Consider the following 26,380-nt stretch of genomic DNA (forward strand, 5'->3'; position numbering starts at 1 on the left):
TGTTCTTACGCCACCACGTTCAGCCGCCCCTGGAGGGGACGGTACATCTCATCCGACCACCCGTGAGCCTGCTCCTGTACGCCCCCCTGGGATCCTTGCTGTCCGGATTGTCCTTGTTCATGAAAGAATCCCTGTTGGAACGAGCGCCCACCACTCTGACGGTCGATATCGACTCGAAACTGTCCCATGTCGAGTCCGTTTGCTTGCAGCGTGCTTTGAAGTCTGTCCTGTCCGTTGATCAGGAACTGCCCAACCTCCACCCGATCCGTCAAGAAGTGAGCGTGAACGGACTCGTTCATCATGGCGACACGAATGTTGACATGCCCTAACTCTGGCTGAGCCACCTCCAACACCACTGAGCGCAAGCCAGAAGGAGTAGGTGGCTGAGTCAGATCAGGCACTGGAGAGACTGGATGTGCCGGCGGCACATTGACCGTTGGGGAAGGTGCCGTCGGTACGGAAACGGCTTGACTTTGCGTGACAGCCGCATAATTTTCCATTGTACGACCATTCATGGATGGAGGGTCGACAACCGCCCCCTGAACGAGCTTGGTCTCAGGATTGCCCTGCTGTCGCCCCTCATGCTCCTGCCCTGACTGACTGAACAGTTCCTCCTGAGCAGCAACGAGTTGCTGTCCATGAGGGGTGATCCCCTGAGTCTTTGGACCAGCATCTCCCTGATCCTCGTGAGCCGGCACAAGTAGAGGCCCCTGATTGTCCGCTGAATGGTGCGCGACACCCTGTTCGCCTCGACCAAAAGCTGCCAGGTTTTGATCAAATTGACTCTCTGGTAAGAGCTTTCCGTCATGGGTCTGGACAAGCCGAGCAATAGTGTGATCGGAAGCCGACATGGTTTCACCTGATGGTGAGGTTTGAATCGCAGCGTGAGTGGTTACAGAATCGGTTGTGCTCCGCTGCAGGTCATGATCACCCTTGGTGCCCCCCAGCTCAGCGGTCTGCTTGACGTGGGGGTCAGCTTCTTTCTGAGACGGCGATGCAGCCTGAGCCTGTTCCGGCCCATCAGCCGGTACAGGAGGTGCTCCTTTCTCAAGTGAACGATTCTCGGTTGGTCGCACTGAAGCGTCAGTCACCATTGGTGTTGATGAAGATCCTTCATCGGAACTACATTCGCAGTCTGAGACCGGCAAGCCATTGTGCGTCTCCGGTACCACATTAGCCACCATCGGAGCTCCTGCCTGAGACACATTCGCGGACGTCATCGACACAAACATTGATCCATCCGCTGTTGATCCGGAGTTACTCTGCGACAATGCCGATTCAGATTCGTCCTGAGAGCTATCCGTTGTCTGACTTTGACTATCGCGTAACTTTTCACTACCTGAAGCACGAGCCTGTACGGCCTCAGCCCGTTCAGTGTGGGACGCCGCAGAGCTAAGGTCTTTACTCTGCTTGGGATCCGGTCGATCCTCGGCCTTATAGGATCCTCGTGGACTCTCCGCTTCCTGAATGTTCCCCTTCCTCTCTTCGCCACGAACCCCTTGCAAAACAGAAGAAAAACTCTTCTGAACGGCAGGACCACTGAAAGAAGCAGAACGAGCAGTCCGCACTATCCCACCTGAGGTAGGGCTCGATGTGGTGGAGAGTAGATCTGGGGTAATGAAATCCATGTCAATCCGTCCTCGTGAGATTCCGGCAGGACGAAATACAAGCCCCATGCCAGGCTAGCGGTTCCTAATGATCTGAAATATCGAGTGGTTGTGATTCAACTTACAATCACAGAGAGGGAAAGAGGCAAATTTTACTCGGTGGTAGGCAAAAGGAATCGGAATGGGGAAAGAGCTCGTTTCAACGTTCTTTAGAACGGAGGCTCCATCTGTTGCTGATTCTCCGTACCAGGCTCTTCTGGAAGTTTGAACCGAAAATGCCAATCCAGTTGTCTAAACTCCGGAGGCGAACGGACTTGGACTTGCCTTCAGGATCGTACCTGGACCGCAGCGATCATTGGCCCTTTGTGATCGAGTTAGCCTGGCTCGGATGACCAGAGATTTCCACGTGATCCTCCAGCTGATGTACCGCTTGGTTGAATAGCAATCTGAATGGGAACGGGATAGGTCATACGAGGTGTCTCCGGTTCACAACATCTGTCCGTCGGCCACTGTGCGCTGTTTCCAGCATCTACCCCAAAACTTCTACCTTCATTGCACCCACTGACCGACGATCGTGAGCTGGCCGGCCACAATACTCGTGATGTGCCCTTCTTGGTCAAGAAGCGCGATCAGCCATCCACTCACATTCCCCTTGCCTTTGGCCCCGCTTTGAAAATTCATTCTGCCGTTCAGCAACAGTCCTGGCACGAAGTTGCCGACCGGTGTCTCAAGACAGGTCGTACCATCCGGTATCTCACAGGGCACCGGAGTAGGCCCGACACTGGATACCATCGTCATATTTGCCTCATACACACCGGCAACCATTCGAGCGTGAATGGGACCAGACTGGGTGGCAAGCGGAACATTGGTATCATAGGTGACTGTGAAGCCACCACTGATGTCGCCCGCAAATGTACCCGTGATGTGCCGATCTCTCACAATAAACCGCCCACTGTGACCAGCAGGCTTGACGTCACCCTCATCGATCGACCAAGGCGTATTCTGCGCATGTGTACTCGAGACAGTGAATGGAACCTGCTGGCCGGCAACCACCGGCTCAGAAAGAGCCGCAAGCGTAGCCATGATTGCACAAGCCAAGAGCGAAGCTCTGGACAGAGCTGTTCGTAGCGACTGGCTAATAGAGGCGCTGCGTTGAGACATGACAATGTTCTCCATTAAATTTAATAACATACGTATTATATTTCAAGTTATTATATCGTATAGTATTTATTTAGAGAATGCAACCTTCGAGAGAGCGGCCAAGCCATCGATCGTCCTGAGGACGGACGGAAGGAGCCTGAAGTTCATGTGCGTGGCTGGAACAACCACCGGCACGGTGGAACTCTACGGCGTTTGTGTCAGCAACTGTTCGGTGAGTTTAGCAGCTCGATCCGCTTTCACCTGAGAAAGGATCGCTCCTGCCGTCTTGGACTTGACGATTCGTAGAATTTCAATCGCTTTTCTGTCCGGCATCCGTTCAAGACGTGCCGCAGCATCCTCCGCCGGCATCGATTCAAAGATTTTGGCCAGCTGAGTCCGCTGTTCCTGTGCTCCACGATCTTTGTCCGCTTGGTTCTTGGTCGATTGAGCCGCAGGACGTTCCTCTTTGGCTCGTGCGCTCTGCATCCGCTTTTCTAACGCCTCGTTCTGTTCAAGGAGCTCCTCGACCTGACTCCGCACGATCATGAGTCGTTCTTCATTCTGGCGAAGGACCTCTTCCCGTCGATCCAGGTCGCGCTTTCGTTGATCCAGCATCTCGAGTATTTCGCGGGGCATCTCAATTGCCGGTCCCTGAGTCGCCGATCGGACCGCGGCCGTCGCCCCTTCCTTGGCTTCAGGCTCGTGAAGTGGTCCCTCCTGGGCAGATGCTTGCCCTTCTTGCTTGACGGAATTTTGTGGCGGCGAAGCTTTGGGCTTGGAATCTGAAGAGGCTTGCCCCAACTGCACCATCATCCAAAAAAGAATCGTCGAGACGACCAATCCCCCGACCATCGTCCAGAGGGGTGCACGCCGGTTCCCCCTCAATCGCGGTGTGAACCACGACCAGCGAGTCCTGAGAGTACATCGTGAACCTTTCATGCGTCTGACATACTTCGTCATGAGTCGACCCGACTTCGCATAGAGACCTGACGGCTGGCAGCCTCATCTGTCGCCCACTGTTCCCGACGAGCATGTGCCGCACGCACCACGCTCCGGCGCTGCTCAGCGACTCGTTCAAGAAGCTTGCACTCTTGCCTGGCTACAAGAAGTCGTTCCTGAGTCTGCTGCCACAGATCGGACGCATGATCGATTGCGGCACGGACTTGCTGCAGCGCAGACCGCTGGGCATCCAGCGTCGCCTGCCATTGCAACAGGTCTTCGATCGTCAGGCCCTGCCTGGCCTGTTGAGCATAGGTCTCAGTATCCGCCTGAAGCTGGACCTCCATGGTGCGATACTGCTCTTCACTGTGAGTCAGCGCTTGTACGATATGCGATAATTCCATCATCAGTGACTCGACAGTCTGTGCGTGAACCTTGCGTATCGAATCAAGACTCATGTCGCTTGCCGCGCTAACGCCTCAAGTTCCTGCACCGAGGAGGCCAAGCTGGCAGGCTGGTCGGTCGCTTGTCGGAGATATCCGTTGATCGAATCCTGGGCCTGAACGGCTTTATCGAGTACCGCATTCATCCCAGCCTTGTACGCGCCTAATAACACGAGATCTTCGGACTGTTGATAGCGAGCCATCAATTCAAGCACCCGCCTAGCGGCATCATGATGCGTCTTCCCCACGATATCCCGCATGACACGGCTCGTGCTCTGGAGCAGGTCAATGGCCGGAAAGTGGTTGCGCGCGGCCAACGTACGCGACAACACAATATGGCCATCTAAAATCGATCGTACGGTATCGGCGATGGGATCATTCATGTCATCGCCGTCCACTAATACGGTATAGAGACCGGTAATGGTTCCTGGTCCGGGCCCTGTTCCCACACGCTCCAAGAGCTGTGGCAGAAGCGCAAACACCGATGGCGTATACCCTTTCGTTGTCGGCGGCTCTCCGATGGCGAGTCCGACCTCTCTCTGGCTATAGGCCAGCCGCGTGACTGAATCCATCAACAAGAGAACCTGCTGTCCTGCATCACGGAAATATTCGGCAATTGTCGTGGCCACCAAAGCGGCTCGCAGACGTATTAAAGGGGCTTGGTCGGACGTTGCGACGACCACGATGCTTCGCGCAAGTGCATCGGCCCCCAGGTCACGCTCAAGAAACTCGTTGACTTCTCGTCCTCGTTCTCCGATCAGTGCAATGACGTTGACATCTGCCTTTGTGTAGCGGCTAATCATCCCTAACAGGACGCTCTTTCCGACCCCGGACCCTGAAAAAATCCCCATCTTTTGTCCACGGCCACAAGTCAGGAATCCATTGATCGCACGAACACCGAGATCAAGGGGATCCTGGATGCGAGCCCGCTTGAGAGGATTCGGTGCGGCAGTATGCAGCGGATACGAATGACTCGTCTTCAACGCTCCCTTACCGTCGATGGGATCCCCGCATCCATCCAGAATCCGGCCTAACAAGCCGGACCCGACTGCGAGGCTCGCCACTTGGCCGGTCATGGTGATGCGGCTAGCGGGTCCGATCCCGCGCATATCTCCAAGCGGCATTAGCAACACACGGTCTCCACGAAATCCGACCACCTCCGCCGTAATCGGAGCTTCACCCACTTCCCTGGTAATGCGGCAGAGCTCGCCGATGGTCGTCATCGGGCCATAGCCTTCCACCACCATCCCTACGGCCTGGGCCACTCGTCCGGATATCTCAAGCGGTTCGATGTGCTCAAGAAGATGACTAAGACTCATGAGGCACCCCATGCTGCACGGCCCGTCCCTAAACGAGCTGCCTGCATCTCAAGGGACGCATCCACCATCCCTGTACCGGCCATCATCTGGTCGTAGTCTTTTACCACCACCCCCCCACGGCCTGGGCCACCCGTCCGGATATCTCAAGCGGTTCAATGTGCTCAAGGAGATGACTAAGACTCATGAGGCACTCCATGCTGCACGGCCTGTCCTAAGCGAGCTGACTGCATCACAAGGGAGGCATCCACAATTCCCACGGCCTGGGCGACCCGTCCGGATTTCTCAAGCGGTTCGATGTGCTCAAAAAGATGACTAAGAGTCATGAGGCACTCCATGCTGCACAGCATGACCCAAACGGGCCAACTGCGTCTCAAGGGAGGCATCGACCAATCGTGTACTGGTATGCAAGAGACAACTCCCTCGTGGGAGTGAAGGAACCGCTTCAACGTTGATTGCGAAAGAGATATCTCGTTGTCCTGCGAGCTCGGCCTTGGCCGCTTCCAAGACACCGGCATCCAAGGGATGTGCCTGTATCACCACGCTCTCGGCGTCGCGCAACGCATTGATCCCAGCCTTAGCCTGAACGATGATCTGCTCCCGAGACGATTCAGCCGACTCATGCAGAATCTTGGAAGCCACTTGAAACGCCAACTCGACCACGTCCGCTTCCATCGTCTGCCGCACCGTTCCTCGCGCGAGGTCAAACTGTCTCGCGGCGTTGGTCAGCACGGCCAAGACCTGTCGACGTTCATCCTCTACGAGCTGTCGTCCCTCCGCCAATCCACGCTCGTACTCCCCAGGACCATCGGCTTCCCGAAACATGCCACCCTCATCAAAGGTATGAAAGGGTGTATTCTGTAGCCGGATCGCCCCAGACCGGACAGCCGCGTGCTTCACCACCGCATTGTCCCCGCGCGCCTGATGAACCGCCAACAAACGTCGAACTGTGGCACTGACCACTTCAGTCTGAAACGGCTTCAAGAAGAACTCGACAGCCCCTGCTTTCATCGCTCGCACGGCAAGCTCGATGGTGGCCGCTCCGGTCATCACCGCGCCGATGATCCGATTGTCCAGTTTCTGTACTTCTTCCAGGACGGCAATGCCGTCTCCATCCGGCAGCAACACGTCGACAATCATCAGAGTCGGCGCCATCTGCTTGACCATCGCCACCGCTTCCTGTCGGGAACCGGCAACACGGACATTGATACGCTCAGATCTGAAGAGTTCACGGAAGAGGTTCCGAATGCTTTCTTCATCATCGACGACAAGGACCGTCCCCTGCACTCTGGAGAGTCCCTGCCCCTGAGACGACATCGACGACATGGCCGCAGCTGCCACTAGAGCATCTCCTCTCCAACGCCGGCGATGACAATACGGCCTTCGTCCTCCAGCTTTCGGCAGACTTTGAGGATATTTTGTTGTGATTTTTCGACATCGGATACTTTAACCGGCCCCCTGGCTTCCATGTCATCCTTCAACATTTCCGCAGCACGACTCGACATATTCTTAAAGAATTTTTCCTTCACCTCCGGATTTGCGCCGCGCAGCGCCACCGGCAAATCTTCCTTGCTGATCTCCTTCATTAATTCCTGGATTCCACGATCGTCCACTTTCACCATGTCGTCGAATACGAACATCAGTGCCCGGATGTTATCGGCAAGCGTTTGACTCTTCTCCGTGATGCGTGCCATGATGCCGCCTTCGTTCGATTTATCCATTCGCATCAGAATATTGGCAATCACCTCAGCGCCTCCCACGCTATGTGCGCCGACCCCTTTGCCGGCCAGCAAGGTTTCTTGTAGCGTGTCGCTTAGTTCCTCCAGCACATCCGGCTGGACCTCTTCCATGGTTGCAAGCCGAAGCGCCACGTCCCCTCGCATCTCCTCCGGAAGCGCAGCCAGGACTTGACCGGCCTGGTCGCTCTCCAGATGTGCAAGGATCACAGCGACTGTTTGCGCATGTTCGATCTTCAACATTTGCGTGAGAGTTTTCACGTCAACCCACTTCAATGCCTCAATCCCGGGATAATTTTTCTGCGTCATGGACTCAATAATCCGCGCCGCTTTGTCTGCTCCCAAAGCCTTTGTCAGTACCGTTTTAATGAATTCTCGTCCTTGGAATTGAATGCCTCCGGCCGCGCTGGCCGCCTGGAAATCGGAAATGACCACTTCTTCGTCCTCTCGGGAGATCTGTGCGGTCCCGCTCATGAAGCTTCCCAGCTTCTTGATCTCCTTCGGATCCAGCTGCTTCATGACTTGGGCAGCCGCTTCCTCTCCGATCGCACGAAGCAGAATCGCCGCTTTTTGTTCACCGGTCAGAGTATTTGCCATCGCCAGACTCTAGCTTGGACTCTTCAACCATTCTTTGACCACCACAGCCGTCGCATCAGGGTTTTTTTTGGCCATATCAATGATCTGCGCTCGATCCGGCGTATTCGCCAACGTCGCTCCACCCGCTGGGTTCCCACCAGAAAGCTCGGCCACGGACGCCTCTGCCTGTGCCTGTTCTATATTTGTTCCCAACATGGCCAACAAGGGCCGCACGACAAACAAGAGAATCACGGCAAAGAGAAGTATCGCCACTCCGTATCGAAGATAGGGCATCCAGGGTTTCAACCCTTCTGAGGCAATTTCCGTCGTCCCCGCCTGCGGTTCCTCAGCCTCGGTCCCGAACTGCACGTTCACAACTTGCACCTGATCTTGCCGTTCAGCAGAAAAGCCCATCGCCTTCTTCACGATGTCTTCGATACGCTTGAGATCCTCTTCCGATCGCGGAACATACTTTCGCGCCGCAGCCGGAGCGTCCCCCGCCTGACCTTCAGCGGCCTTTGCCGCTTCATACACCCCGTCGACCAACACCGCGACCGACAGCTGCTTGATGGCACCGACAGGTTCCACAATTTTCGACACGGTGCGGCTGATCTCATAGTTGACCGTTTCGTTTTTTGTTTGACTGCTGTTTGAACTGGTTTGTGCCGGCTCAGCATCGGTTCCCGGCGGCACGTTGGACTGAACGCCGGGTACACCGCCACCAACCCCGTTGCTCCCATTGGACTTTTCTTGGCCTCGCTGTTCGCTTCTCACGACTTGGCTATTCGGATCATATCGCTCTTCCGTCGTCTCGATTTTTCTGAAATCCACGACACTCGACACACGAACAACGGCCTTATTGGGTCCGACGATCCGTTCCAACATCGTTTGGATACGCGTCTCGATGTCCTTTTCAATGCTGCGCTGATAATCGAGTTGCGTATTGGTCAGCCCGGCCGTCTCATCCGTCACCGTCGCCGACAGGAGACGCCCGTGTCCGTCCACCACGGTCACATCACGGGATTGAAGCCCTTCCACACTGCTCGATACCAAATGGATGACCCCTTGCACCTGTGCCGGCGAGAGTTGCTGCCCGCCACGAAGCGTGACGATCACAGAGGCTCTCGCCTTCTCCTGCTCACTCGCGAACAGTCGTCGCTCCGGCATGGCCAGATGGACGCGCGCCCGTTCCACTTCCGGCATCTGAGCGATGGTTCGCGCCAATTCTCCCTGCAATGCCCGACGATAATTCAACTTCTGAACAAATTCGGACATCCCAATTGAGGTCTTGTCGAAAATTTCAAATCCGACTCCACCGCCGTGGGGAAGCCCTTGGGTCGCAAGTTGCAATCGCAGGTCGTGAACCTGGTCGCTGGGCACCAGTACGGTTGAACCGCCGCCGGTCGTCTCGTACGGCACCTTAGTCTCTTTGAGCTTGTCGATAATGGCGGCGGCGTCTTCGCTGCCAAGGTGGGTGAACAGCACTTGCATGTCGGGCTGTTGCGTCCACAAGGCGATGGCGATCAGACCGGCAATGGATCCCGCCAAGGCGACGAGGATGATCATCCGTTGATTGATGGAAAACTTGGAGAACATGCCCACCCCTTACTCGTCAACCGAGACGACCGATCAGATTTGCATCCGTTGAATTTCCTCGTAGGCGGTCACGAGCTTATTTCTGACCTGCATCATCAATTGGAACGACACATCGGCTTGCTGCAGCGCAACCATGGTCCGATGAATGTCTTGCGTATCGCCGGTCATGAGCGCATCGACCGCTCGACCCGCTTCCTTTTGCGCATCGTTGACATTGCCGATCGCCGACTTGAGTGAATCCAGGAATCCTGGACCGCCTGTTTTTCCAGTCGTGCCCGTGGATCCAGTCGATGCCACATCGACAATAGGAGCGATGCCGGATGCCACACCAGTGATTGGCCCCATGATTACCTCCCGATTTCCAGCGCCTTGTTCCACATCGTGCGTGTCGCATTGATCGCCTGCACATTCGCTTCATACGCGCGCGACGCCCCGATCATATTCACCATTTCCTCCATCACATTGACGTTGGGAAGCCGGACGAATCCTTTTGGGTCGGCATCCGGATGGTGCGGATCATAGATCAGTTGCCCGGGCTTGGGATCTTCTTGCACCCGTGAGACAGAAACCCCTTCAAGCGCATGGGCCGATGGGCCCACGGCCACCTGCCGAAACGATCGCTGAAATGCACTGGGAACTGCCGTCGATCGAAAGACCACGTCCCGCCGCTTATACGGACCGCCGGACGGCGTTTTCGTCGACTGCGCGTTGGCGAGATTGCTGGCAATGACGTTGAGTCGTCGCCGTTGAGCGTCTAACCCGGAAACCGAAACTGCCAGACTGTCTGACATCTCCATGTGAACCTCCTCGGTATCAAGAATGACTCGTCAACCGTCTTCCCGCTGTGGAACACTCACTCAATCGTTATCGTCCCTCCCGTATGGCATTCAACAGCCCGTTGAACTTCTTCGCAAGAATGGTGGCAGCCGCGTTGTACTGCATGACGTTCTCAGACAACTTCGCCATCTCCAATTCGAGATTGACCGAGTTGGCATCGAGCGGAATGTCTCCGGCCGGCACCTCACCGAGCTTTCCCGTCACCGCCTGCACTCCTTCCGCCCCGTGAAGACCAAAATGCCGTGGCTGGGTCGCCGCCAAGACGATTGGGAGACGCCCCTTGTGCGCCGACTGCAATTGATCCATGAACGTCAGCTCCGAGGCTCGATATCCCGGAGTTTCTTCATTCGCGAGATTCGAGGCGATGACCCGTTGCCTGCCACTGCGAAGGTCAAGCGTGCGCTCCAGCAACCGCATCGTTCGATCGAAGATCGTCATGCTCTTTACTCCTTTCAGGGTGACACCCTATCGTCCTTGCAACCTGAGTGCCGATCTCCCTGTATAAACGTCACCCACGAGTGCTGCCCTAGGCCACATCCCTTGTGTTCAGCCCTCCCACCTCTTCAGAACTCTGTTGAGCACAGTGATTGCCTGGGACAATTTTGCCCATCGGCAATTGTGGTCACCCTCCCGGCATACTGGAGGCCGAGTGTTCACCCTCCCGATACTCCCGCAGTTTGTTACGGAGGGTACGAATGCTGATACCCGATAATCATCTCGAAGGCTCCTCTCTTGAAGAGTAGAGTCGTTGCTAACGCGACGGGCTCATCCACTTTAACCGAGGAGGTTGCGATGATGTGTTATGCGGGCATTGATCTCCATGCCACGAATAGTGTGCTGGTCGTGATTGATGAAGCGGATCGAGTGCTGTATCAGAAACGCCTCCGCAATGACCTGGCCGTGATCTTCACGGCCTTAACACCGTATCAGACCACGCTGCAGGGCGTGGTCGTTGAGTCCACCTATAATTGGTACTGGTTAGTCGACGGGCTCATGGAAGCAGGGTACCGGGTCCACCTCGCTCATGCACCAGCCCTGCCGCAGTATAGTGGGCTCAAGCATGTTGACGATCAACACGATGCGCAGTGGTTAGCCCATTTACTCCGGCTAGGTTTGCTCCCTACCGGGTACATTTACCCCAAAGCGGAACGGGCCGTGCGGGACTTGTTGCGGAAGCGCAGTCAGTTGGTTCGGCACAAGACCATGGTCGTGCTGAGCCTACAAAGCCTGCTGACACGACTGACTGGCAATCGGCTCTCCCTCCCTCGGCTTCGACAGCTCACCCCAGAGGGCATTCAGGCACTTGTGCCATTTCCCGAACATGTGCAATCGGTCAGCAGTTCGTTGGCTGTGCTGCAATGTCTGGAGCACGAGATTCACACGATTGAGGGCACGGTTCGGGAAGCGGGGCGGACTCAGCCGGGCTATGTGCTCTTACAGACCGTCCCCGGAATCGGGCCGATCTTGGCGGGCACCATTCTCCTGGAAGCCGGTGACCTGCGGCGGTTTGCGACCGTGGGACACTTCGCCTCCTACTGTCGCTGTGTCGGCAGCGAACATGTGAGTAACGGCAAACGCAAAGGGGCTGGCAACACGAAGAACGGCAACAAGTATTTAAGCTGGGCGTTCATCGAGGCGGCGCACTTCGCCATTCGCTATGAGGCCGTGATTCGCACGTATTATCAGCGCAAGCAGGCACGGACGCATCCCCTTGTGGCGCTGAAGGCCGTGGCCCATAAATTGGCGCGGGCCTGCTATCACATGCTCCGTGCGCAGGTGCCATTCGATCTGTCCCGCGCTTTTGGCTAGGCGCGGCAGAGCTGGGGGGAGCTGGGAGCTCGCAAAGGGGTTGAGGCCACACCTCGCACTCCCGATTAGCCCCGGTCTTCCCCCTTCAACTCCCTCGCCACTGGCGTGGGGACTGAGACGCCTCGACCGTGAGCCATGATGGGGTTGGCGCCAGCCCGCTGGTAGCCAGACGTCCTGTGCGTAGGTATGCTGGACACGGCCGGGAACCGACGGTTGTCTGGGGCACGAGGTGCCAGGGGCTGGAGTGGATCCCCGACGGGGCTCGCTCCCACGCCTTGATCCTGATGGGTGACTGGTGCGGCTCAAATCCGAGCTGACACTGCTGACGACGACAACCGGGATGCGACGGAGTCACGCGACCACCATGGCGAGGGAAGACGTCGTCGGAGACCTCGCCCCGTTTGTAGGATACGGAGGGCATGATCGGCTGTGCCCTCTTGACCGGAGCCTTCGAGATGGGCAACTCTTTTGCCGCATGGGTCCGATTGTCTTTCACACGGGCCAAGGTTTTGAAAATCAGCTCTCGTTCCATCTCCCACAGCGATCCATTCGTCGGTGGCGATGCACGCACCAACGGGATCGTGACGTCCTCGGTCCTTTCAGGAGGACAATGTTCCGGTAAAATAGGCCCTTGGCCTGCCAACAACAGCGCTCGTTCCATCACGTTCTCCAACTCACGCACATTTCCTTTCCAGGGTAAGCGTTGTAAATGCGCCAGAGCACTGTCCGACAGAGTCGGTGGAGTCAGACCATTTCTCATGGCTGATTGATTCACAAAATGGCGCGCGAGTACGGGGATATCGACGACACGCTCGCGTAACGGTGGCACCGTCACGGGGAAGACGTTTAATCGATAATAGAGATCTTCGCGAAAGCGGCCCTGCTCAACCTCCCGATAGAGCATGCGATTCGTCGTGGCGATCACGCGAATGTTGACCGGAACCGGATCACGCCCCCCGATCCGATCCACCTCACGTTCCTGCAAGACGCGCAACAATTTCGCCTGGAGGGCCAGATTCATTTCGCTGATTTCGTCCAAGAGCAAGGTGCCTGTATGGGCCATCTCAAACTTCCCGACTTTCCTGATGACGGCACCGGTAAATGCCCCTCGCTCATGGCCGAAGAGTTCACTTTCCAGCAATCCATCAGGAAGCGCAGCACAGTTCACCGCAATGAACGGTCGATGGGCCCGCGGACTTCGCAAATGAATAAACCGTGCCAACAACTCTTTGCCCGTTCCACTTTCGCCATGAATCAGGACGGTGGCCTGACTGGAAGCCACTCCTTCAATCGTGCTCAGGAGTCTGACCATCCCTGGGTCTTGGCTGAGCAGCGCTCGGTGCTCGACCTGATGGATCGGCCGACCCAGTCCAATCCCTTCCTCACGGCCGGCTTTGAGATTGGCAATCGCCCGCTCCAGGACATCCATGGAAAATGGCTTCAACAGATATTCGCTGGCCCCCAGCTTCATGGCCTCAACGGCTGTTTCAACTGTTCCGTAGGCCGTCATGAGGACAATCGCCGTTTGCGGGGCTCGCGCCTTCATCTCCTTGATCAGCTCGAGACCCGTCAGGCGAGGCATACGCAAATCCGTCAAGACCAACCATGGACGAAACTTCGTGATTCGCTCCAAGGCCTCTGTCCCATCAGTCGCCCCCTGCACGGCATAGCCAAGCCGCCTGATGGTTTCCATCAAGGCGATACGCATCGACGGATCATCATCGACGACCAGAATCCGCTCCTGCTCCTCACCGGTTTCCGCCATCGGGATTTGCTTCTCACGATCAGTCATAAGACGAATCCTCCATCAGGACGACCTCTCGAACCGCTCGCTCGGCGTTCTTGACGGCACCCCTTTCGCAACCTGGGCCGTCCTCAGGACTTACGTCTCCGGCTACTGAGGGATGAGGGAGGATGATTGAACAGGCCGTGCCCTGCCCCACCGTGCTCTCGATATCGATCCGTCCATGGTGGGCGTCCACAATGGAATGTACGATAGCGAGCCCCAGACCGGTCCCCTCGTCTTTCGTCGTAAAAAATGGGTCGAACAAACGAGAGCGATGCGCTGGATCGATCCCCATACCGGAATCACGGACCGTCAGTCGCACCGCTGATGTTCCCAGCGACTGAAGCGGCTCTGGGGACAGACTGATCGCTAACTCGCCTCCGTTCGGCATCGCTTGGACGGCATTGACGATCAAGTTCACAACGACCTGCTTCAACTGCCCATCGTGGCACCAAATCGACGGCACCTCCCGGCTGATGTCCATGCGAATGTCTACGGGCGCTTTGGCAATTGCATGCGCAGCCAACTCCAGAGATTCGTTGAGTAACGATTCCGCGTGATGCCACGATCGCGTCAAGTGCATCGGGCGCATGTACAGCAGCAGATTCGCCAGAAGACCATCCATCAACTGAACGGCCTGTGAAATCTGCTGCGCGTACCGTTGCGTGGGCTCATGCTCGTTGAGGTCGCGTTGCAGCAACGACGCAAAAAGTTCCACACTGCCCAACGGATTACGGATCTCGTGCGCGATCCGACCGATCAGTTCACCCATCGCGGCAAGTCGATCCTTTCGTTGCAATTGTTCTTCGAGTTGATAGACCCGGGTAATGTCCTGAAGCAGAACCAGCTGCCCGGAATCCTCACCGGAGTCGTTTCGAAGCGGGACCTGACTGATGGAAACTACGCTCTGCCCAATGCGTTGCGGACGATCAGAAACAGTCAGCCCTCGATCCGCTAAGACCTCCGGGATGCAACGACTGTGTAGTTCCACATCGCTCCTCCCTAGGAGCTGCTCCGCGGCGCGGTTACTACGAGTGATGATCCCACGCTCGTCCACGACCACTACCCCGGTCGACAACGATTCAAGAATTCCATCTAAGCGCACGCGCATGGCTTCGTTGTCGACAAGCTGTCGACGAAGCGCCTCGTTGCTCTGCGCGAGTTCGGCATCCATCTCCTCCACGCGTGCCGTGAGTGCGCTATAGGATTGCTGTAACGTGTGTGCCGCCTCGTCAAAACTCTGAAAAGCCGCCTGTAAGAGGGCCCGTTCCTCCGGGTTTGTCGTCATGTTGGTCATAGCCCCTCCGCTTTTCCTGATTGCCGGACCGTTTGGGCAGCCCCCTTGAGCGATGCTGAGAGCCGATTTACCATCTCATCATCCGCACGACCGAGTTCTGCCAGAGCCACCGTGGCGCGATCGTATTGCTTCAGCGCGGTCCAATGCTGAGCCGTTTGCAGGCGAGCCCATTCAGCTTGGCGCACTTTAGGCTTCTTCTCCAACACCGACTGATACACCGCGATCGCTCGTTCGTGGCGATTCAGCCGCGATAATGTGTCGGCGTACGCCAACAGCGTCTCGGAAGACGCGACGGCCCCGGCCTTGAAGCCTTCTTCATAGGCCAGAGCCGACTCTTCAAGCTTGTCCAGCTCTCCCAACGTCCTAGCCAGCTGAAGATACATCGCCGGACGCTCTCGATGACCGGGATGGCGCAACAGCCATGTGCGGCACAGATGCAGAAGGCCCTGCATGTCTCGCTGCTGCCGCATCGCCTGTACCAGCAACAGCACGACTTCCCCTTCGTAGGTTCCAAGCGGAAACTGAAAACGGTATCGTTCAAACACCTTCCGCGCCGCATCGGGGTCGCGCTGATCCAGATAGATTTTCCCAAGCCCTATCAAAGCCGGCTCGATCAACGCCGGATCGTTGTGGACCTTAATCACCTGCTGGTACAGACTGCTGCCTTCTGCCGCGAATCCCAGCCGGCGATGCGCGTCGGCAATCTGCAACAAGAGTGGTGATCGCGCATAGCGTTGTCTCGCCACGGTTCCCTGCCGATGGAACAGACTGACCACCGTCAGATCATCCTGAGATGCGATCGCTGCCTCAATCCATGGAGTCAGCAGTACAGCCAGGCGGTCGACGGCTTTTGCAGCCCAGGGATCATTCACCTGCCCCGTCTTCAGAGTGATATCCCGGTAGAGGCCAATCGCCCGGTGCATGTCGTTGCTCTGCTCTGCGGCCTTCGCCAGGTAAAAGAGCGCCTCGCTCCCGGCTGGGTTCGCCGCTTCTCGCGTGGCAATGTCTTCCAATAAGGACCGATACGATGCGGCACTCTGGAACGGGGTCGGAACATCGTGCATCATGGCACTGACCGTGCGGCCGATTGACTCGACTCCCCCGGCCTGCATCATCTCCGTCTGCTGAACCGCCAAGCGGAGCTTGGCCGTCGTGGCCGGCACGCTATAGGGATAGAGCGCCGGAATGAGGGCGTACACAAACTCCGCGAGTCGCTGGTTGGCACCGGCCCTTAGGCTCTCGGCAAGCTGCAACAGCGCCGCAGGCGTATGTTCGTGGCGGGGATATAAATTGTATAACAACAGGAGCAACTCTCTCGCGGATGCCTCATGCTGAAGCCTGATTTCCGTCACCGCGAACCGTTGAAGCGCAAGTGGGTCAGCTTTGACCAGACGAGGCCACCGTCGATAGGCGAGGTCGAAGAGCGGTTGCGCGTCCGCGTATCGCTGTTGCCGATACAAGGCATGGGCCATCCCCAACGTGGCACCTTGCAACAGCGGCTCTTGCTCAGTCCGTGTGCGCACATTTGAAAAGGCATGCTCAGCCTCGCTCCACTTGCCCATGGCCATATACGCATAGCCCAGACCGAGCAACGAGCGTGGACCGTCAAAGTGACGGCTCTCCGCATGAGCCATCGCTTGCTCATAGAAGACCTGAGCCTCTTGATACCAGCCTTGTTCAAAGTACAGATCCCCGATCCGCCACTCTGCTCGCCGAGCATTGACCGACTGCGGATGGTCTCGCACGAGTTTCTTGTACTCCTGGATTCCCAACGCGCGACCTTGGCCTGAGGAGTCCTCACGAAGAGCCAGTTCAATGAGAAACGCTTTCGCGGACGGCACAAGCGGGCTTTCAGGGTAATCCGTGACAATCTTCGCAAAGAATCGTTGCGCCTCTGCCCACGCTTGCTTCTTGTAGGCAGACTGCCCCTCCTGCCACGCCAACCCATCGATCCCGGTCGACTGCCCTTCCAGCCGTGGACCATCGTCCGGCAATAACAGAGCAAGTCGTTCAACCGGCGCCTGGCTTTTCACCGCTGCCGGCCGGCTACCGACAGGGCTACTGGAACTCTTCCCGGAGGGAAGTGTCTGTCCAATGGCCACCGAAGGCACGACTGTCCAGACGACGAGCAGGACAATCAGTCGGACATATGGAAGACGGCATAGATTCACAGCGGGAAGACACCAGCAAGGCTCATGCCCTTCGCATCAGCCCAAAACATGAGGAAAATCAGGAGAATTATCGCGAGGAATTGAGAATCTACACGAATCGCGTCAGGACTGGCATCGACTAGGTCGGAAGGTCGTCAATCTTTTGACTGGATATGCGGGGCCAGAGCGGAAGGGTTTCCACATGGGAGCGAGGATCAACCCCCTTGCGTTTCAGCTTTTCAACCAACGTCGTTCGATTCAAGTGGAGTAACTGCGCGGCTCTGGAGGTGACACCATTCGCTTTGCGCAACGCTTCCATGATGAGATGCTTTTCGTACTGCTCCACCTCTCTCGAGAGGTTGATCCCATCGTCGTTGAACCGAATGAACTGCTCCTTGAATTCAGGCGCGATCGACCGGCGACCGATTTTGGGAGGCAAGTCTTCGACCGCCAACGTCCCCTGTTTTTTTAGAACGACCAATCGCTCGATCATATTCTCCAACTCGCGAATGTTGCCGGGCCAGTCGTACTCGATCAAGAACTGCAGCGCATCTGACGAAAAGCCCGACACATCCGTATGCTTACTCTGATTGAAGCGAGTCAGAAAGTGCTCGATCAGCAACGGGATATCACTTCGTCGTTCTCGAAGTGGAGGAATCACAATGGGAATGACATTGAGCCGATAGAAGAGATCCTTCCGAAATCGCCGTTCCTCCACCTGCAGCTCCAGATCCTGATTCGTCGCCGCGATAATGCGTACATCCACATGAATCGTACGATTGCCGCCGACTCGTTCAAACTCCCGTTCCTGCAACACCCGCAGGAGTTTCACTTGCAACGGGAGACTCATCTCGCCGATTTCATCAAGAAAGATCGTCCCGCCGTTCGCCAATTCAAACCGACCCATCCGCGAATGCGTGGCGCCGGTGAAGGCACCCTTTTCGTGTCCAAAGAGTTCGGACTCCAGCAGGTTTTCAGGAATGGCCCCGCAGTTGACCGGAACCAGCGGGCGGTCCCTCCGCAGGCTGTTGAAGTGGAGCATGCGGGCAACCAACTCTTTGCCGGTGCCGCTCTCACCTTGGATCATGACCGTACTGTCGCTGTCGGCGACCTTTTGCACAAACTCCAGCACCTGTTGCATCGGCTCACTGACGCCGACCAACTGCTCCAACCGATACTGATCACGGACGGCTTTCCGTAGCAGATGGTTTTCCTGTCGCAGCCGATAAAACTCCGCCGCCTTTCGCACCACGACCGCCACGGTCTCAAGATCAAAGGGTTTGGTAATGAAATCAAAGGCACCGGACTTCATAGCCCGCACCGCGGTTTCAATTGTTCCGAACCCCGTCATCATGATGGGAATGATCTTGGCATCCTGCTTGACCAGACGATCGATGATCTCCAACCCATCGATATCCGGCAACTGCAAGTCCGTGATCACGATATGAACGACCGACTCTTTGGCAACCTGAATCGCCGCGTGACCGTCTTCGGCCATGGACACGCCATAGCCCTCGTGCAGGAGCACCTCCTGCAGAATCGCCCGGACGGCCGCATCATCGTCGACAATCAGTACGTTGACTGTGTTCATACTCATACAATTTGGAATGCGAAATGCGTAGCGGGCTTAGAATAATGGCCCAAGGCACCCATTGCAAGCGATATCAATTACTTTGACGAGGACCGGATGCGCAGTAGGCGATCGAACATCGGGACACCCTCCCCTCCGTCCATCCGAACAGAGGGCGAATGCGCTGTCGTGATTCAGACCCGAGCTGCAGCAAGAAGCACGCATTGAGAAACAACTGAATTCCCTAACTGCGCCCTCGACGGGGTGGATTATTATTTCACCCGGGCCCTGACGATCAATGCAGAGCAGTGAGTAACGCATTCAGCGTCCTTGTTATCCTGTGTAAATCGTTAGGGTACAACAGCCTGGTCCTATTGATCCAAACCAAGGAGTTGAGATGGGCTATATCTAATATGGTATAGTACAGCCGTCCATGTGGGAGATCTACGAACACCGTCGAGCGAGCAAGAGCCTTGATCGCCTTCCGGTCGAGTTACTGAAATGTTATGAGAAGTGGAAAGACATCGTACGAATCTCAGGCCCTGCCGGTTTACGCCTCATCAAGGGGTTCCATGACGAACAGCTTCGGGGAGAATGGGAAGGACATCGCTCATCACGATTAAATGCCCAGTATCGAGTGATCTACAAGGTTGAAGCGCAGCGAATCCTGGTAGTAGTCATGGACGTAACCGCGCACGATTATCGGAGGCACTGATGAAAACGAAGGACGTTCGTCCGGCAAAAGTACGGGCTGCGGTGTCGGTAGGCGAATCCGTTCGGATTGTCCGTGAACTTCAGGGGTTCACGCAGAGCGAACTGGCTCGCAGGACCAAAATTCCACAGTCCACTATCTCAGCGATCGAAAACGACACCATTAATCTGGGCGTCGAACGGGCCAAGATGCTGGCGCTGGTGCTGCAATGCCACCCAGCCGTCCTGGTGTTTCCAGGCTGGGATGTGAACAAGCAGTCCGCTGCTTAACCACCGATCGGCAATATTCAGCTCCGTCCACTCGCAACTCCTCAGTACGATACCAGAGCTGACCCTACCTTTTTTTGTAGAATGAACCAAATTCTCTAACCGTGCGATCGACGGCAGCGGATGTTTTTCTTGCACTCGGGGCCTGACGATCAATGCGGAGCGGTGTGTGGATCTATTACTGTCCTTCGATTCGCAAGCCACGGCCGTAGGAATTGGTGGGACTGTCAGAACGATACGGGCTGCCGACGCCGTACGGGTTGTTGATGGAATCTTGGGAAAACCGCGAGCCGTATCGGCCATAGGGGTTGCTGGTTGAGTCCGTATCATACGGATTGGCGCTCAATTTGCCACGGTAGTTTCCCTGCTGATCATAGAGCCATGGCGCGTCAGTCGCGAAGGGATTCCTCGCCGATTGATTGCTGAAAGGGCTGCCGTAGGGACTGAAGGCAGTGGACACGCCAGATTCCAATAAGTCGATAGTCATGCCTGACCCTGAATCTGCGTGTTGGTCTTCTGTTTATAGTGCAGCAGTTTCATTATAGGTTCCAGCCACCAGAGGGTACTTCGAACCCTCTATGATTTTGAGAGTTTGGATCGTGGTGAGTACCGCGTCGGGCTTGTGCCTGACGAGCTATTCGATCGCTGCTGTTCATGATAGCTCCACAACATACTTTGCCGCCTCTCCATGCGGCATTGAGCACCTACTCCCTGTCTTTCCCGGTTAACTGAAACTCAAACAAATCGCAAGCCGTAGCAATGCCTCGCAAGTACACCAAGAACTCGTCAGCGGTCAGACCGGCACCAGGCACCCACGACTCGCCCACTAAGCGCCCTCGATCATCGACTCGAAACCCAACGAGGCTAACGGCGCGGTTGCGATACCAGGCGGCCAGCGCTGGATTGTCTTGCTCATCTACCATGGCGCGCCGTGCGATAACGGCGCGTAGTTCAACAGCCTCACCCTTTGACGCAACATCAACCCGATGCTGACGCCCACGGCCAAGCGTAACCACAACGGCTTCACCGTCAATCTGAACGTCCTGCGCTCCTGTGCAGAGTTTGCGCCAATCAATCATTCTTGGCTTCCACCTTCACGAAGGAGTTCCTTTCGAAACACACCGAGCAACTGGTCACGCCCCAGAAGATGAATCAGCTCGAGTCGATCGGCCTCTTCAGCAACACGCCGAAGTAGCGCCCTTGCACGAGTCGCATCATATTGGGGCTCTGCAAGCAGAACGTCCTCCTGAACCGTGAGGTTGTAAGAGCCTTGGTCGCATTCCTCCACTGCACCAAGACGCACACGATGCGATGCGACACTAGATACGATTGCTTCGAGCATGTTAACAAAGTCAACGATGCCGACAGGACTGACACACCGAAGCAGTAACCGGCTCCCGAGAGAATCAAGGAAGAGCGTGAATGGCTGAATACGTCCACTGTTCAACTTCATAGTCCCGAGCAACTGCCCGGAATGGAGGTCTGGTGACCACTCGATGCTCAGCAGGTTCCCCATGAGCCACCGCAATGATTCAAGCCGCTGAATGCTGGTCATAGCAAAATCCGGCGTTACGTCGAGCTCTTGGACTTCTCCCTTTAATACGTCCTTTCTAATTTGAAAGGCCGATTCGAGCCTCTTCGTGATGACCTCGACGGGCCGACGCCCTCGGGCAAGAGTCTCCTGAACATCGATATGTTTGTCCTCTGACTCGTTTGTGCCCAATCCCTCATGCATGAGGCGGAGAAATACGTTCATCCGTTCGAGTATGCGTTCGACCTGCAAGATCTCGACGGTGTCCTGAAGGTGCGGGAAGTGTACCTGCAGTAGATCCTCTCCATCAGGCGCTCGTTGGAGATCCGACAAGCGCCGATCCGTCTGAGATCGCACGCGGTCAATTCGACCAATCCGCTGCTCCATTGACGACGGCGTCCATGAAATGCCGTAGTGATGAATCGAAGAACAGAATGTGTGCAGGTCTTCACCTTCCTGCAACAAGTCCGTGGTCACCAACACGAACGGATACCCGGGCATTCTGAATTGCTGAACAAGCTGCTTGCTCACTTTTCCAAACATTCCACCAACGGGTTGCTGTTGCCCCAACAGCGTTCCAAACAGCCTGGCCACCTCGCTAAACGTCTTCGCCCGAACCTCAGGTACATTGACATCGAGCACCAACCGGAAGTTCGAAGCCACCTCGCGCAACTCATCGAACGCCGCCCATCGGCGATTGGACAACGAAGTCACCCTCTGTTGCTCGAGCCTTTCGAGATATTCCACAAGCCGACGCGACTCCAAGTCCGAGCCTGCATCGTCATCTGACTCCAGACTCCGCAGAGCGAGGGTCTTCAGGCGCCCGATGGTCAGCAGGTAGATGTCGATTAGACCGTGTCCGAGCCGAGCCGTCGTTGCCAACATTTTCGCCCTGAGCTCTGACTCTTGGAAACTATCCTGTAGCTCTTCTTTCGCTGATTGCGGCCAGAGGTCCATACGCAGGGCCTGCCATTGGGGCTTGAGCAATTCGGTAAAGAAAGTCCGCTCCTCAAGGCTCGGCAAAACATCCAAGGGCTGGTTCGCAGCCGGCCTCTTAGCTTCGCTCAGGTAAACCTGCCCGAATACCAGTCGTGCGAACTCAGCCTTTGTGCTCTTACTCTCGCCCAGAAGTTCAAGCGCGGCGGCCTGAGCCGCAACGAAACGGGCGTATGCCGAATGCTTGGTCGCCCGGGCACTCAGAAAGCATACCGCGCGCTTTTGAATTTCCGCCTTGAGTTCCGCCCGGGAGTATCCCGTCGCCAAGGCCAACCCGTCCACCACCTGACCCGGCTCAACGGTAAGCACCTCGGCCACATGATTTCTCTCGAAGAAGCTTCGGTAAGCAGATCCAGACCGAATGAACCGTTGGGCAATGCGTGCACCGCTGACAAACCCCTTCGGCCCCTTACCCCGGAAGAACCAGGCGAAAAACGTGTCTGTGCCTCCCCGATTATCCTCGGAATCATCAGCAGCCTCCATACTCCCTGTCATTCGAGCTTGCCGAGCCTCGTCAATCGCCTTCTTTTCTGCGCGGTAGCGAACCACAGCGGAATCGAACGCACCTGTTACTTCTTGCGGCAGATTCTCTCGGAGGTACGGAATGAGCCACTTGTCGTACCGCTCATCAAGTTTCTGTTTCAGTTCCTTGACCGAGGCAACTCGGCGGACAAACACCAGTGTCTTCTTGCCTGTCAGCCACGCCGTTGAGAGAGCCTCAACCACCTCATCCATCTTGGGATGTGGAAGGTGTTCCTGAAAACGATTGTAGTAGTCTTGAGCGAGGCGATTGACATCCTGCACGTCAAGCCCTTCCTTGACCGCTTCACTGAGGTCCCGAGCCTGGTCTGGATCATCAAAGTTGCTGGTTTCATCGTCCCGTCGCAACTTGCTGGTCTGCAGAAAACTTTCGAATGAGGCAAGCATACCGATTTGGAACGACATGTTGAACTTACCCGACCCCAGAAGTTCAGCCACCTTCTTCTGTACTAACGCCACGACAAGTCGCTTCCGAGGATCCGTGACCTTGATTGCCTTGTCGTGCTCGAGAACGCCGCCCTGCCGCCACTCACGACGGTACTGGTTCTTGGTCAACTCAGCGCCGTTGACTTGCATCGAAGTCACCCGACGAACAAGAAACCGGGAGGCCGTTTCCTTCTTTGACTCGTCCGTGACATCGCGTTTCTTCAATTCGGTGTAAGGCCCAGCGATACCGAACACATCCAACTGATTCCAGAGTTGCTGATACGATTCCTCGATCGGCGTGGCGGACAGAAACAATACTCTCTTGGCCCTTCGACCGTAGCCGGGAAACAACCTGGGATCCGCCTCGACATCTCGGCCCATCGCCAGGGCCAGCATTCGATTTCTGGCGGCGACACCCTCGCGGAAACCATGCTTCAGTTTGTGCCCCTCGTCAATAATCACCAAGTCAAACGATGGAATGGCACAGCACACCGCACGCGCATAATTGTCCTTGAAGGCCTCTTTACTTCGGAGGACGAACACCTCATCGGCCAACCAAGGCAGTTCACACCGAATCTGCTCACGTTGAACCTTCCAGCCTTCCTTGTCGCCCTTCAGCCCCATGCTGAAGGACGTCATCCTGAGAAAGAAGTCCCGGCGCGCGTCTACACCGACTTCGTGAACGAAACTGTGCAGGTTGCTGCACAACACCATCGGTCTGGCCGGCCCGCCTCGGATGGACTTCACGCGAAGATCAGGGAACCGCACATTATTCGCACAGAAATTGCCAAGCTCCTTCATCCATTTGTTCTGGATATTCTCGCTTGGCGCGATCACCAGAACCCGGAACTCCGGATTGAAATGCCTGAACACTGCCATCGCGCCAAGAGCCACATAGGTCTTGCCCATGCCAACTTCGTCAGCAAGATAGGCTACATTGTACTTCTCTAAAATATTGTGGATAGCAACGGCTCCCTCAAGCTGTTCATCAGCTCGACGGCCTTCGCCAATACTGGCGCCGAAATTGAGGAGCTGCCCGGCGGCTTGGAGATTGATCACGCCTCCGCCTCCTGCTTAACCGGCTTTGCCCGCTTCAGAAACCACTCTTCGAACCATAGAAGGAATTCGGCCATTGTGCGGTTCTTACCCTCACTCAGCCGCGCTCGCAGTTCGACTGCGATACCAAGTTGTTGCTCCAGCCGCTTAGCCTCCTCAGGATGCTTACCAAAGAAGTGAGGCCAATCATTACGCAGCTCTGTGACCATCTGTCTAGCGCAGAGCGCCATCACATAGTGCTCTATCAGATTGTCGGTGTTCTTAGCTCCATCGTCTTGAATACGCGTGAGAAGGCGCCCGAGTGAGTCGTACTTCTGCCCAAACATGCGATACTCGGCAGCCCGATCCTTGCCGGCAGCCAGCGACTCTCGCACGCTCTGCTCAAGCTGACCGAACGAGATGAAGATTCCGGCAAATCGGTCGAAGAAACTGTCGCGATCATCGAGACGCTCGTGCTTCGCCACCAGGTCAGCACCTTCGCCCGTCAGCGCAATCTCTGGCGCGTGAGCCTCGAGGAACGCGGCTCGCTGCTCCGTCGTTAGCAACGACCAGTAACGCAGGATCTCCGCCGGCGTGAGGTCGAACAGCAGCGACGGGCGCTGGGTCATGCCCTCTTCCTGGACAAGTACGGCAGCAGGCTCGGGACGATCTCCTTCGACCATGAAGATGGACGTAGACTGAAGCGTCCCCTTTATCGCGGTGGCATTCGAGGTCTCCAACTGAACCCACTGCCTTGCTAAGATCGGGTCGACGGCAAACAGCGGTACGCCGCCCCGCGAAATCTGAAGCCGCGGCGACTTCTCTCCACTGTCCCAGTAGGCCTCCGCACGTTTTGAATCCCACCAGTACCGAAGCGACAGCCTGGAACCGGCTGTACTAGCAGCGCCTTCATCCTCGCCCCGAGGCTCGTAGATCGTTGGTTTGGTTCGGTCAGCCTCCAGCCACCAGTCCGGACGACAAACTGGATCTAGCTCAACGAGAAATCCGGTCTCGAGGTTGCCTCCTTTGCGATGCGCGGGTCCAGTCAGATTGACTGAACCCACGAATAGATACTCGCGCTTCGGGTTAGCTTGAAAGAACCGGTATACCTTTGCATGCACTGTCCGGGACTTCACGTCGTCCGACTTGCCGCCACGAATCACATCTTTCGGCAGCCGGCCCCAGCTGACATCTGACTGTAATCGGACCCATTCGAACAGCTCGGCCGAACACAGTGCCTCGCCGGTCTCCTTCCGCGGCAGGAACACCCGCACTTCCTTGGGAGCAAATTCGGCAATGAGGTCGCTGAGCGGCTTCGATTCAGGGCCAGCGTCGAAGTAGGGCGAGATTACTTCGAGATAGAGACCATCGATCGCGCTGCCTGTGGCCTCCCGAATGAACTTGGGCACGGTTGTGGTGCCGTCAAAGAAGTGGGTGTGGAGCCGCCCGCCGGACGAACGCACAAGGCGTTGGTCCGTGGTGCGCAGGAAGCTCTTGATTGCTTTGATTGACGCGTGCCCATCCGCGGCCTTATCGCCCGCCTTTCGCTCAAGACCCTCGAGGAAGCGGAACAGGTCTTCCTTGAGACGGGTACCTTCGCCTTGAGCAATTGTCTCAATATGACAAACCTCGACGTTCTCCCACCAGCCAGCACGCGTCAAGTTCGCAGACATACATGCGACCACGAGCGACTGGGCGCGGTGGCCGTCATTGTCGGGGTCCAGCTCTTCGACGAGGGCAAAGACGTTTTTGGGATGAAAGATCCCTGTGCGGTGAACGATCGGAACTCGCGACACATCCTGCCGGGCTGGTCCTGCATTAGGAGCTAGGCCGTTCTGGTCGTAGTACACCGCAACCCGGTGGCGAACGTCCTTTAGTACGTCCTCCAACTGTACACGCCGGATCGCCTCGGAGTGACTTGTCGCCACATTGAGGAATACCGGAAGTACTTGCTGCTCAAAGAACTCCGGCTCGAACCGAAACGTGACAAACACCGCGGCCAAAAGGCGCCGACCGCCGAGGTGTTCTTCAATCTGCTCAGAGAGGACTGCACGGGGAATGTCCGGCATCGC

23 protein-coding genes are annotated in these 26,380 nt (G+C 56.4%); 3 read left to right on the plus strand and 20 right to left on the minus strand.

Features of this window, described 5'->3' with window-relative positions; genetic code table 11:
* Positions 1–5 precede the first annotated feature (5 nt).
* The 12 genes from COMA1_RS15730 to flgB all read right to left on the minus strand — a co-directional run bounded on the left by COMA1_RS15730 (position 6) and on the right by flgB (position 10,628).
* Positions 6–1,628 (minus strand): flagellar hook-length control protein FliK, encoded by a 1,623-nt coding sequence (locus COMA1_RS15730; protein WP_176698110.1) that lies wholly within the window; start codon positions 1,626–1,628, stop codon positions 6–8.
* Positions 1,629–2,156: 528 nt separating this feature from the next.
* Positions 2,157–2,768: a hypothetical protein gene (locus COMA1_RS15735; RefSeq protein ID WP_090750262.1), complete on the minus strand. Its 612-nt coding sequence runs from the start codon at positions 2,766–2,768 to the stop codon at positions 2,157–2,159.
* Between the two features lie 183 nt (positions 2,769–2,951).
* Positions 2,952–3,686: a MotE family protein gene (locus COMA1_RS15740; protein ID WP_141654369.1), complete on the minus strand. Its 735-nt coding sequence runs from the start codon at positions 3,684–3,686 to the stop codon at positions 2,952–2,954.
* 17 nt (positions 3,687–3,703) lie between these two features.
* Positions 3,704–4,093, minus strand: coding sequence for a flagellar export protein FliJ (locus COMA1_RS15745; RefSeq protein ID WP_176698111.1), 390 nt, complete (start codon positions 4,091–4,093; stop codon positions 3,704–3,706).
* A gap of 47 nt (positions 4,094–4,140) precedes the next feature.
* A complete protein-coding gene (locus COMA1_RS15750; protein ID WP_090750687.1) occupies positions 4,141–5,448 on the minus strand; it encodes a FliI/YscN family ATPase in 1,308 nt (435 codons plus the stop codon).
* Between the two features lie 173 nt (positions 5,449–5,621).
* The gene (locus COMA1_RS21140) at positions 5,622–5,771 is read right to left on the minus strand and encodes a hypothetical protein (protein WP_176698112.1); all 150 of its coding nucleotides are present in this window, start codon (positions 5,769–5,771) and stop codon (positions 5,622–5,624) included.
* Positions 5,761–6,786: a response regulator gene (locus COMA1_RS15755; RefSeq protein ID WP_090750269.1), complete on the minus strand. Its 1,026-nt coding sequence runs from the start codon at positions 6,784–6,786 to the stop codon at positions 5,761–5,763. The genes COMA1_RS21140 and COMA1_RS15755 overlap by 11 nt, the downstream gene beginning before the upstream one ends.
* Positions 6,786–7,778, minus strand: a complete 993-nt coding sequence (gene fliG, locus COMA1_RS15760; protein WP_090750272.1) for a flagellar motor switch protein FliG — start codon at positions 7,776–7,778, stop codon at positions 6,786–6,788. Before fliG ends, COMA1_RS15755 begins: the two co-directional genes overlap by 1 nt.
* Positions 7,779–7,787: 9 nt before the next feature.
* Positions 7,788–9,353, minus strand: a complete 1,566-nt coding sequence (gene fliF / locus COMA1_RS15765; RefSeq protein WP_090750275.1) for a flagellar basal-body MS-ring/collar protein FliF — start codon at positions 9,351–9,353, stop codon at positions 7,788–7,790.
* A 33-nt stretch (positions 9,354–9,386) separates the two neighbouring features.
* A complete protein-coding gene (fliE, locus tag COMA1_RS15770; protein ID WP_090750277.1) occupies positions 9,387–9,698 on the minus strand; it encodes a flagellar hook-basal body complex protein FliE in 312 nt (103 codons plus the stop codon).
* A gap of 2 nt (positions 9,699–9,700) precedes the next feature.
* Positions 9,701–10,150, minus strand: coding sequence for a flagellar basal body rod protein FlgC (gene flgC, locus COMA1_RS15775; protein WP_090750279.1), 450 nt, complete (start codon positions 10,148–10,150; stop codon positions 9,701–9,703).
* A 67-nt stretch (positions 10,151–10,217) separates the two neighbouring features.
* Positions 10,218–10,628 carry a flagellar basal body rod protein FlgB gene (gene flgB, locus COMA1_RS15780; RefSeq protein ID WP_090750281.1) on the minus strand — a complete coding sequence of 137 codons (411 nt, stop codon included), beginning with the start codon at positions 10,626–10,628 and terminating at the stop codon, positions 10,218–10,220.
* A 354-nt stretch (positions 10,629–10,982) separates the two neighbouring features.
* Here flgB and COMA1_RS15785 point away from each other — a divergent pair, with 354 nt between their 5' ends.
* The gene (locus COMA1_RS15785) at positions 10,983–11,999 is read left to right on the plus strand and encodes an IS110 family RNA-guided transposase (protein ID WP_090742717.1); all 1,017 of its coding nucleotides are present in this window, start codon (positions 10,983–10,985) and stop codon (positions 11,997–11,999) included.
* Between the two features lie 85 nt (positions 12,000–12,084).
* Here the strand turns inward: COMA1_RS15785 and COMA1_RS15790 are convergent, their stop codons facing one another.
* From COMA1_RS15790 to COMA1_RS15805, 4 genes are all read right to left on the minus strand, one after another.
* On the minus strand, positions 12,085–13,791 hold the full coding sequence (locus COMA1_RS15790) for a sigma-54-dependent transcriptional regulator (RefSeq protein WP_090750283.1): 1,707 nt from the start codon (positions 13,789–13,791) through the stop codon (positions 12,085–12,087).
* A complete protein-coding gene (locus tag COMA1_RS15795) occupies positions 13,784–15,082 on the minus strand; it encodes a two-component system sensor histidine kinase NtrB (RefSeq protein WP_090750285.1) in 1,299 nt (432 codons plus the stop codon). Before COMA1_RS15795 ends, COMA1_RS15790 begins: the two co-directional genes overlap by 8 nt.
* On the minus strand, positions 15,079–17,253 hold the full coding sequence (locus COMA1_RS15800; RefSeq protein ID WP_141654370.1) for a tetratricopeptide repeat protein: 2,175 nt from the start codon (positions 17,251–17,253) through the stop codon (positions 15,079–15,081). The genes COMA1_RS15795 and COMA1_RS15800 overlap by 4 nt, the downstream gene beginning before the upstream one ends.
* 118 nt (positions 17,254–17,371) lie before the next feature.
* Positions 17,372–18,823, minus strand: a complete 1,452-nt coding sequence (locus tag COMA1_RS15805; RefSeq protein WP_090750290.1) for a sigma-54-dependent transcriptional regulator — start codon at positions 18,821–18,823, stop codon at positions 17,372–17,374.
* A gap of 412 nt (positions 18,824–19,235) precedes the next feature.
* Here COMA1_RS15805 and COMA1_RS15810 point away from each other — a divergent pair, with 412 nt between their 5' ends.
* Both COMA1_RS15810 and COMA1_RS15815 read left to right on the plus strand, forming a co-directional pair.
* Entirely contained in the window at positions 19,236–19,517 is a 282-nt protein-coding gene (locus COMA1_RS15810; RefSeq protein WP_090750292.1) for a type II toxin-antitoxin system mRNA interferase toxin, RelE/StbE family, read from the plus strand.
* Positions 19,517–19,783 carry a helix-turn-helix domain-containing protein gene (locus COMA1_RS15815; protein ID WP_090750294.1) on the plus strand — a complete coding sequence of 89 codons (267 nt, stop codon included), beginning with the start codon at positions 19,517–19,519 and terminating at the stop codon, positions 19,781–19,783. Before COMA1_RS15810 ends, COMA1_RS15815 begins: the two co-directional genes overlap by 1 nt.
* Before the next feature lie 175 nt (positions 19,784–19,958).
* On the opposite strand, the gene COMA1_RS15820 is transcribed toward COMA1_RS15815, so the two are convergent.
* The 4 genes from COMA1_RS15820 to COMA1_RS15835 form a co-directional block, all read right to left on the minus strand.
* Positions 19,959–20,267: a hypothetical protein gene (locus tag COMA1_RS15820; RefSeq protein ID WP_176698113.1), complete on the minus strand. Its 309-nt coding sequence runs from the start codon at positions 20,265–20,267 to the stop codon at positions 19,959–19,961.
* A 217-nt stretch (positions 20,268–20,484) separates the two neighbouring features.
* A complete protein-coding gene (locus COMA1_RS15825; RefSeq protein WP_090750296.1) occupies positions 20,485–20,859 on the minus strand; it encodes a YbjN domain-containing protein in 375 nt (124 codons plus the stop codon).
* Positions 20,856–24,332 (minus strand): helicase-related protein, encoded by a 3,477-nt coding sequence (locus COMA1_RS15830; protein WP_090750298.1) that lies wholly within the window; start codon positions 24,330–24,332, stop codon positions 20,856–20,858. Before COMA1_RS15830 ends, COMA1_RS15825 begins: the two co-directional genes overlap by 4 nt.
* Positions 24,329–26,377: a phospholipase D-like domain-containing protein gene (locus tag COMA1_RS15835; RefSeq protein ID WP_090750299.1), complete on the minus strand. Its 2,049-nt coding sequence runs from the start codon at positions 26,375–26,377 to the stop codon at positions 24,329–24,331. Before COMA1_RS15835 ends, COMA1_RS15830 begins: the two co-directional genes overlap by 4 nt.
* Positions 26,378–26,380: the final 3 nt, after the last annotated feature.

This window comes from Candidatus Nitrospira nitrosa, from assembly GCF_001458735.1.
GTDB lineage: Bacteria > Nitrospirota > Nitrospiria > Nitrospirales > Nitrospiraceae > Nitrospira_D > Nitrospira_D nitrosa.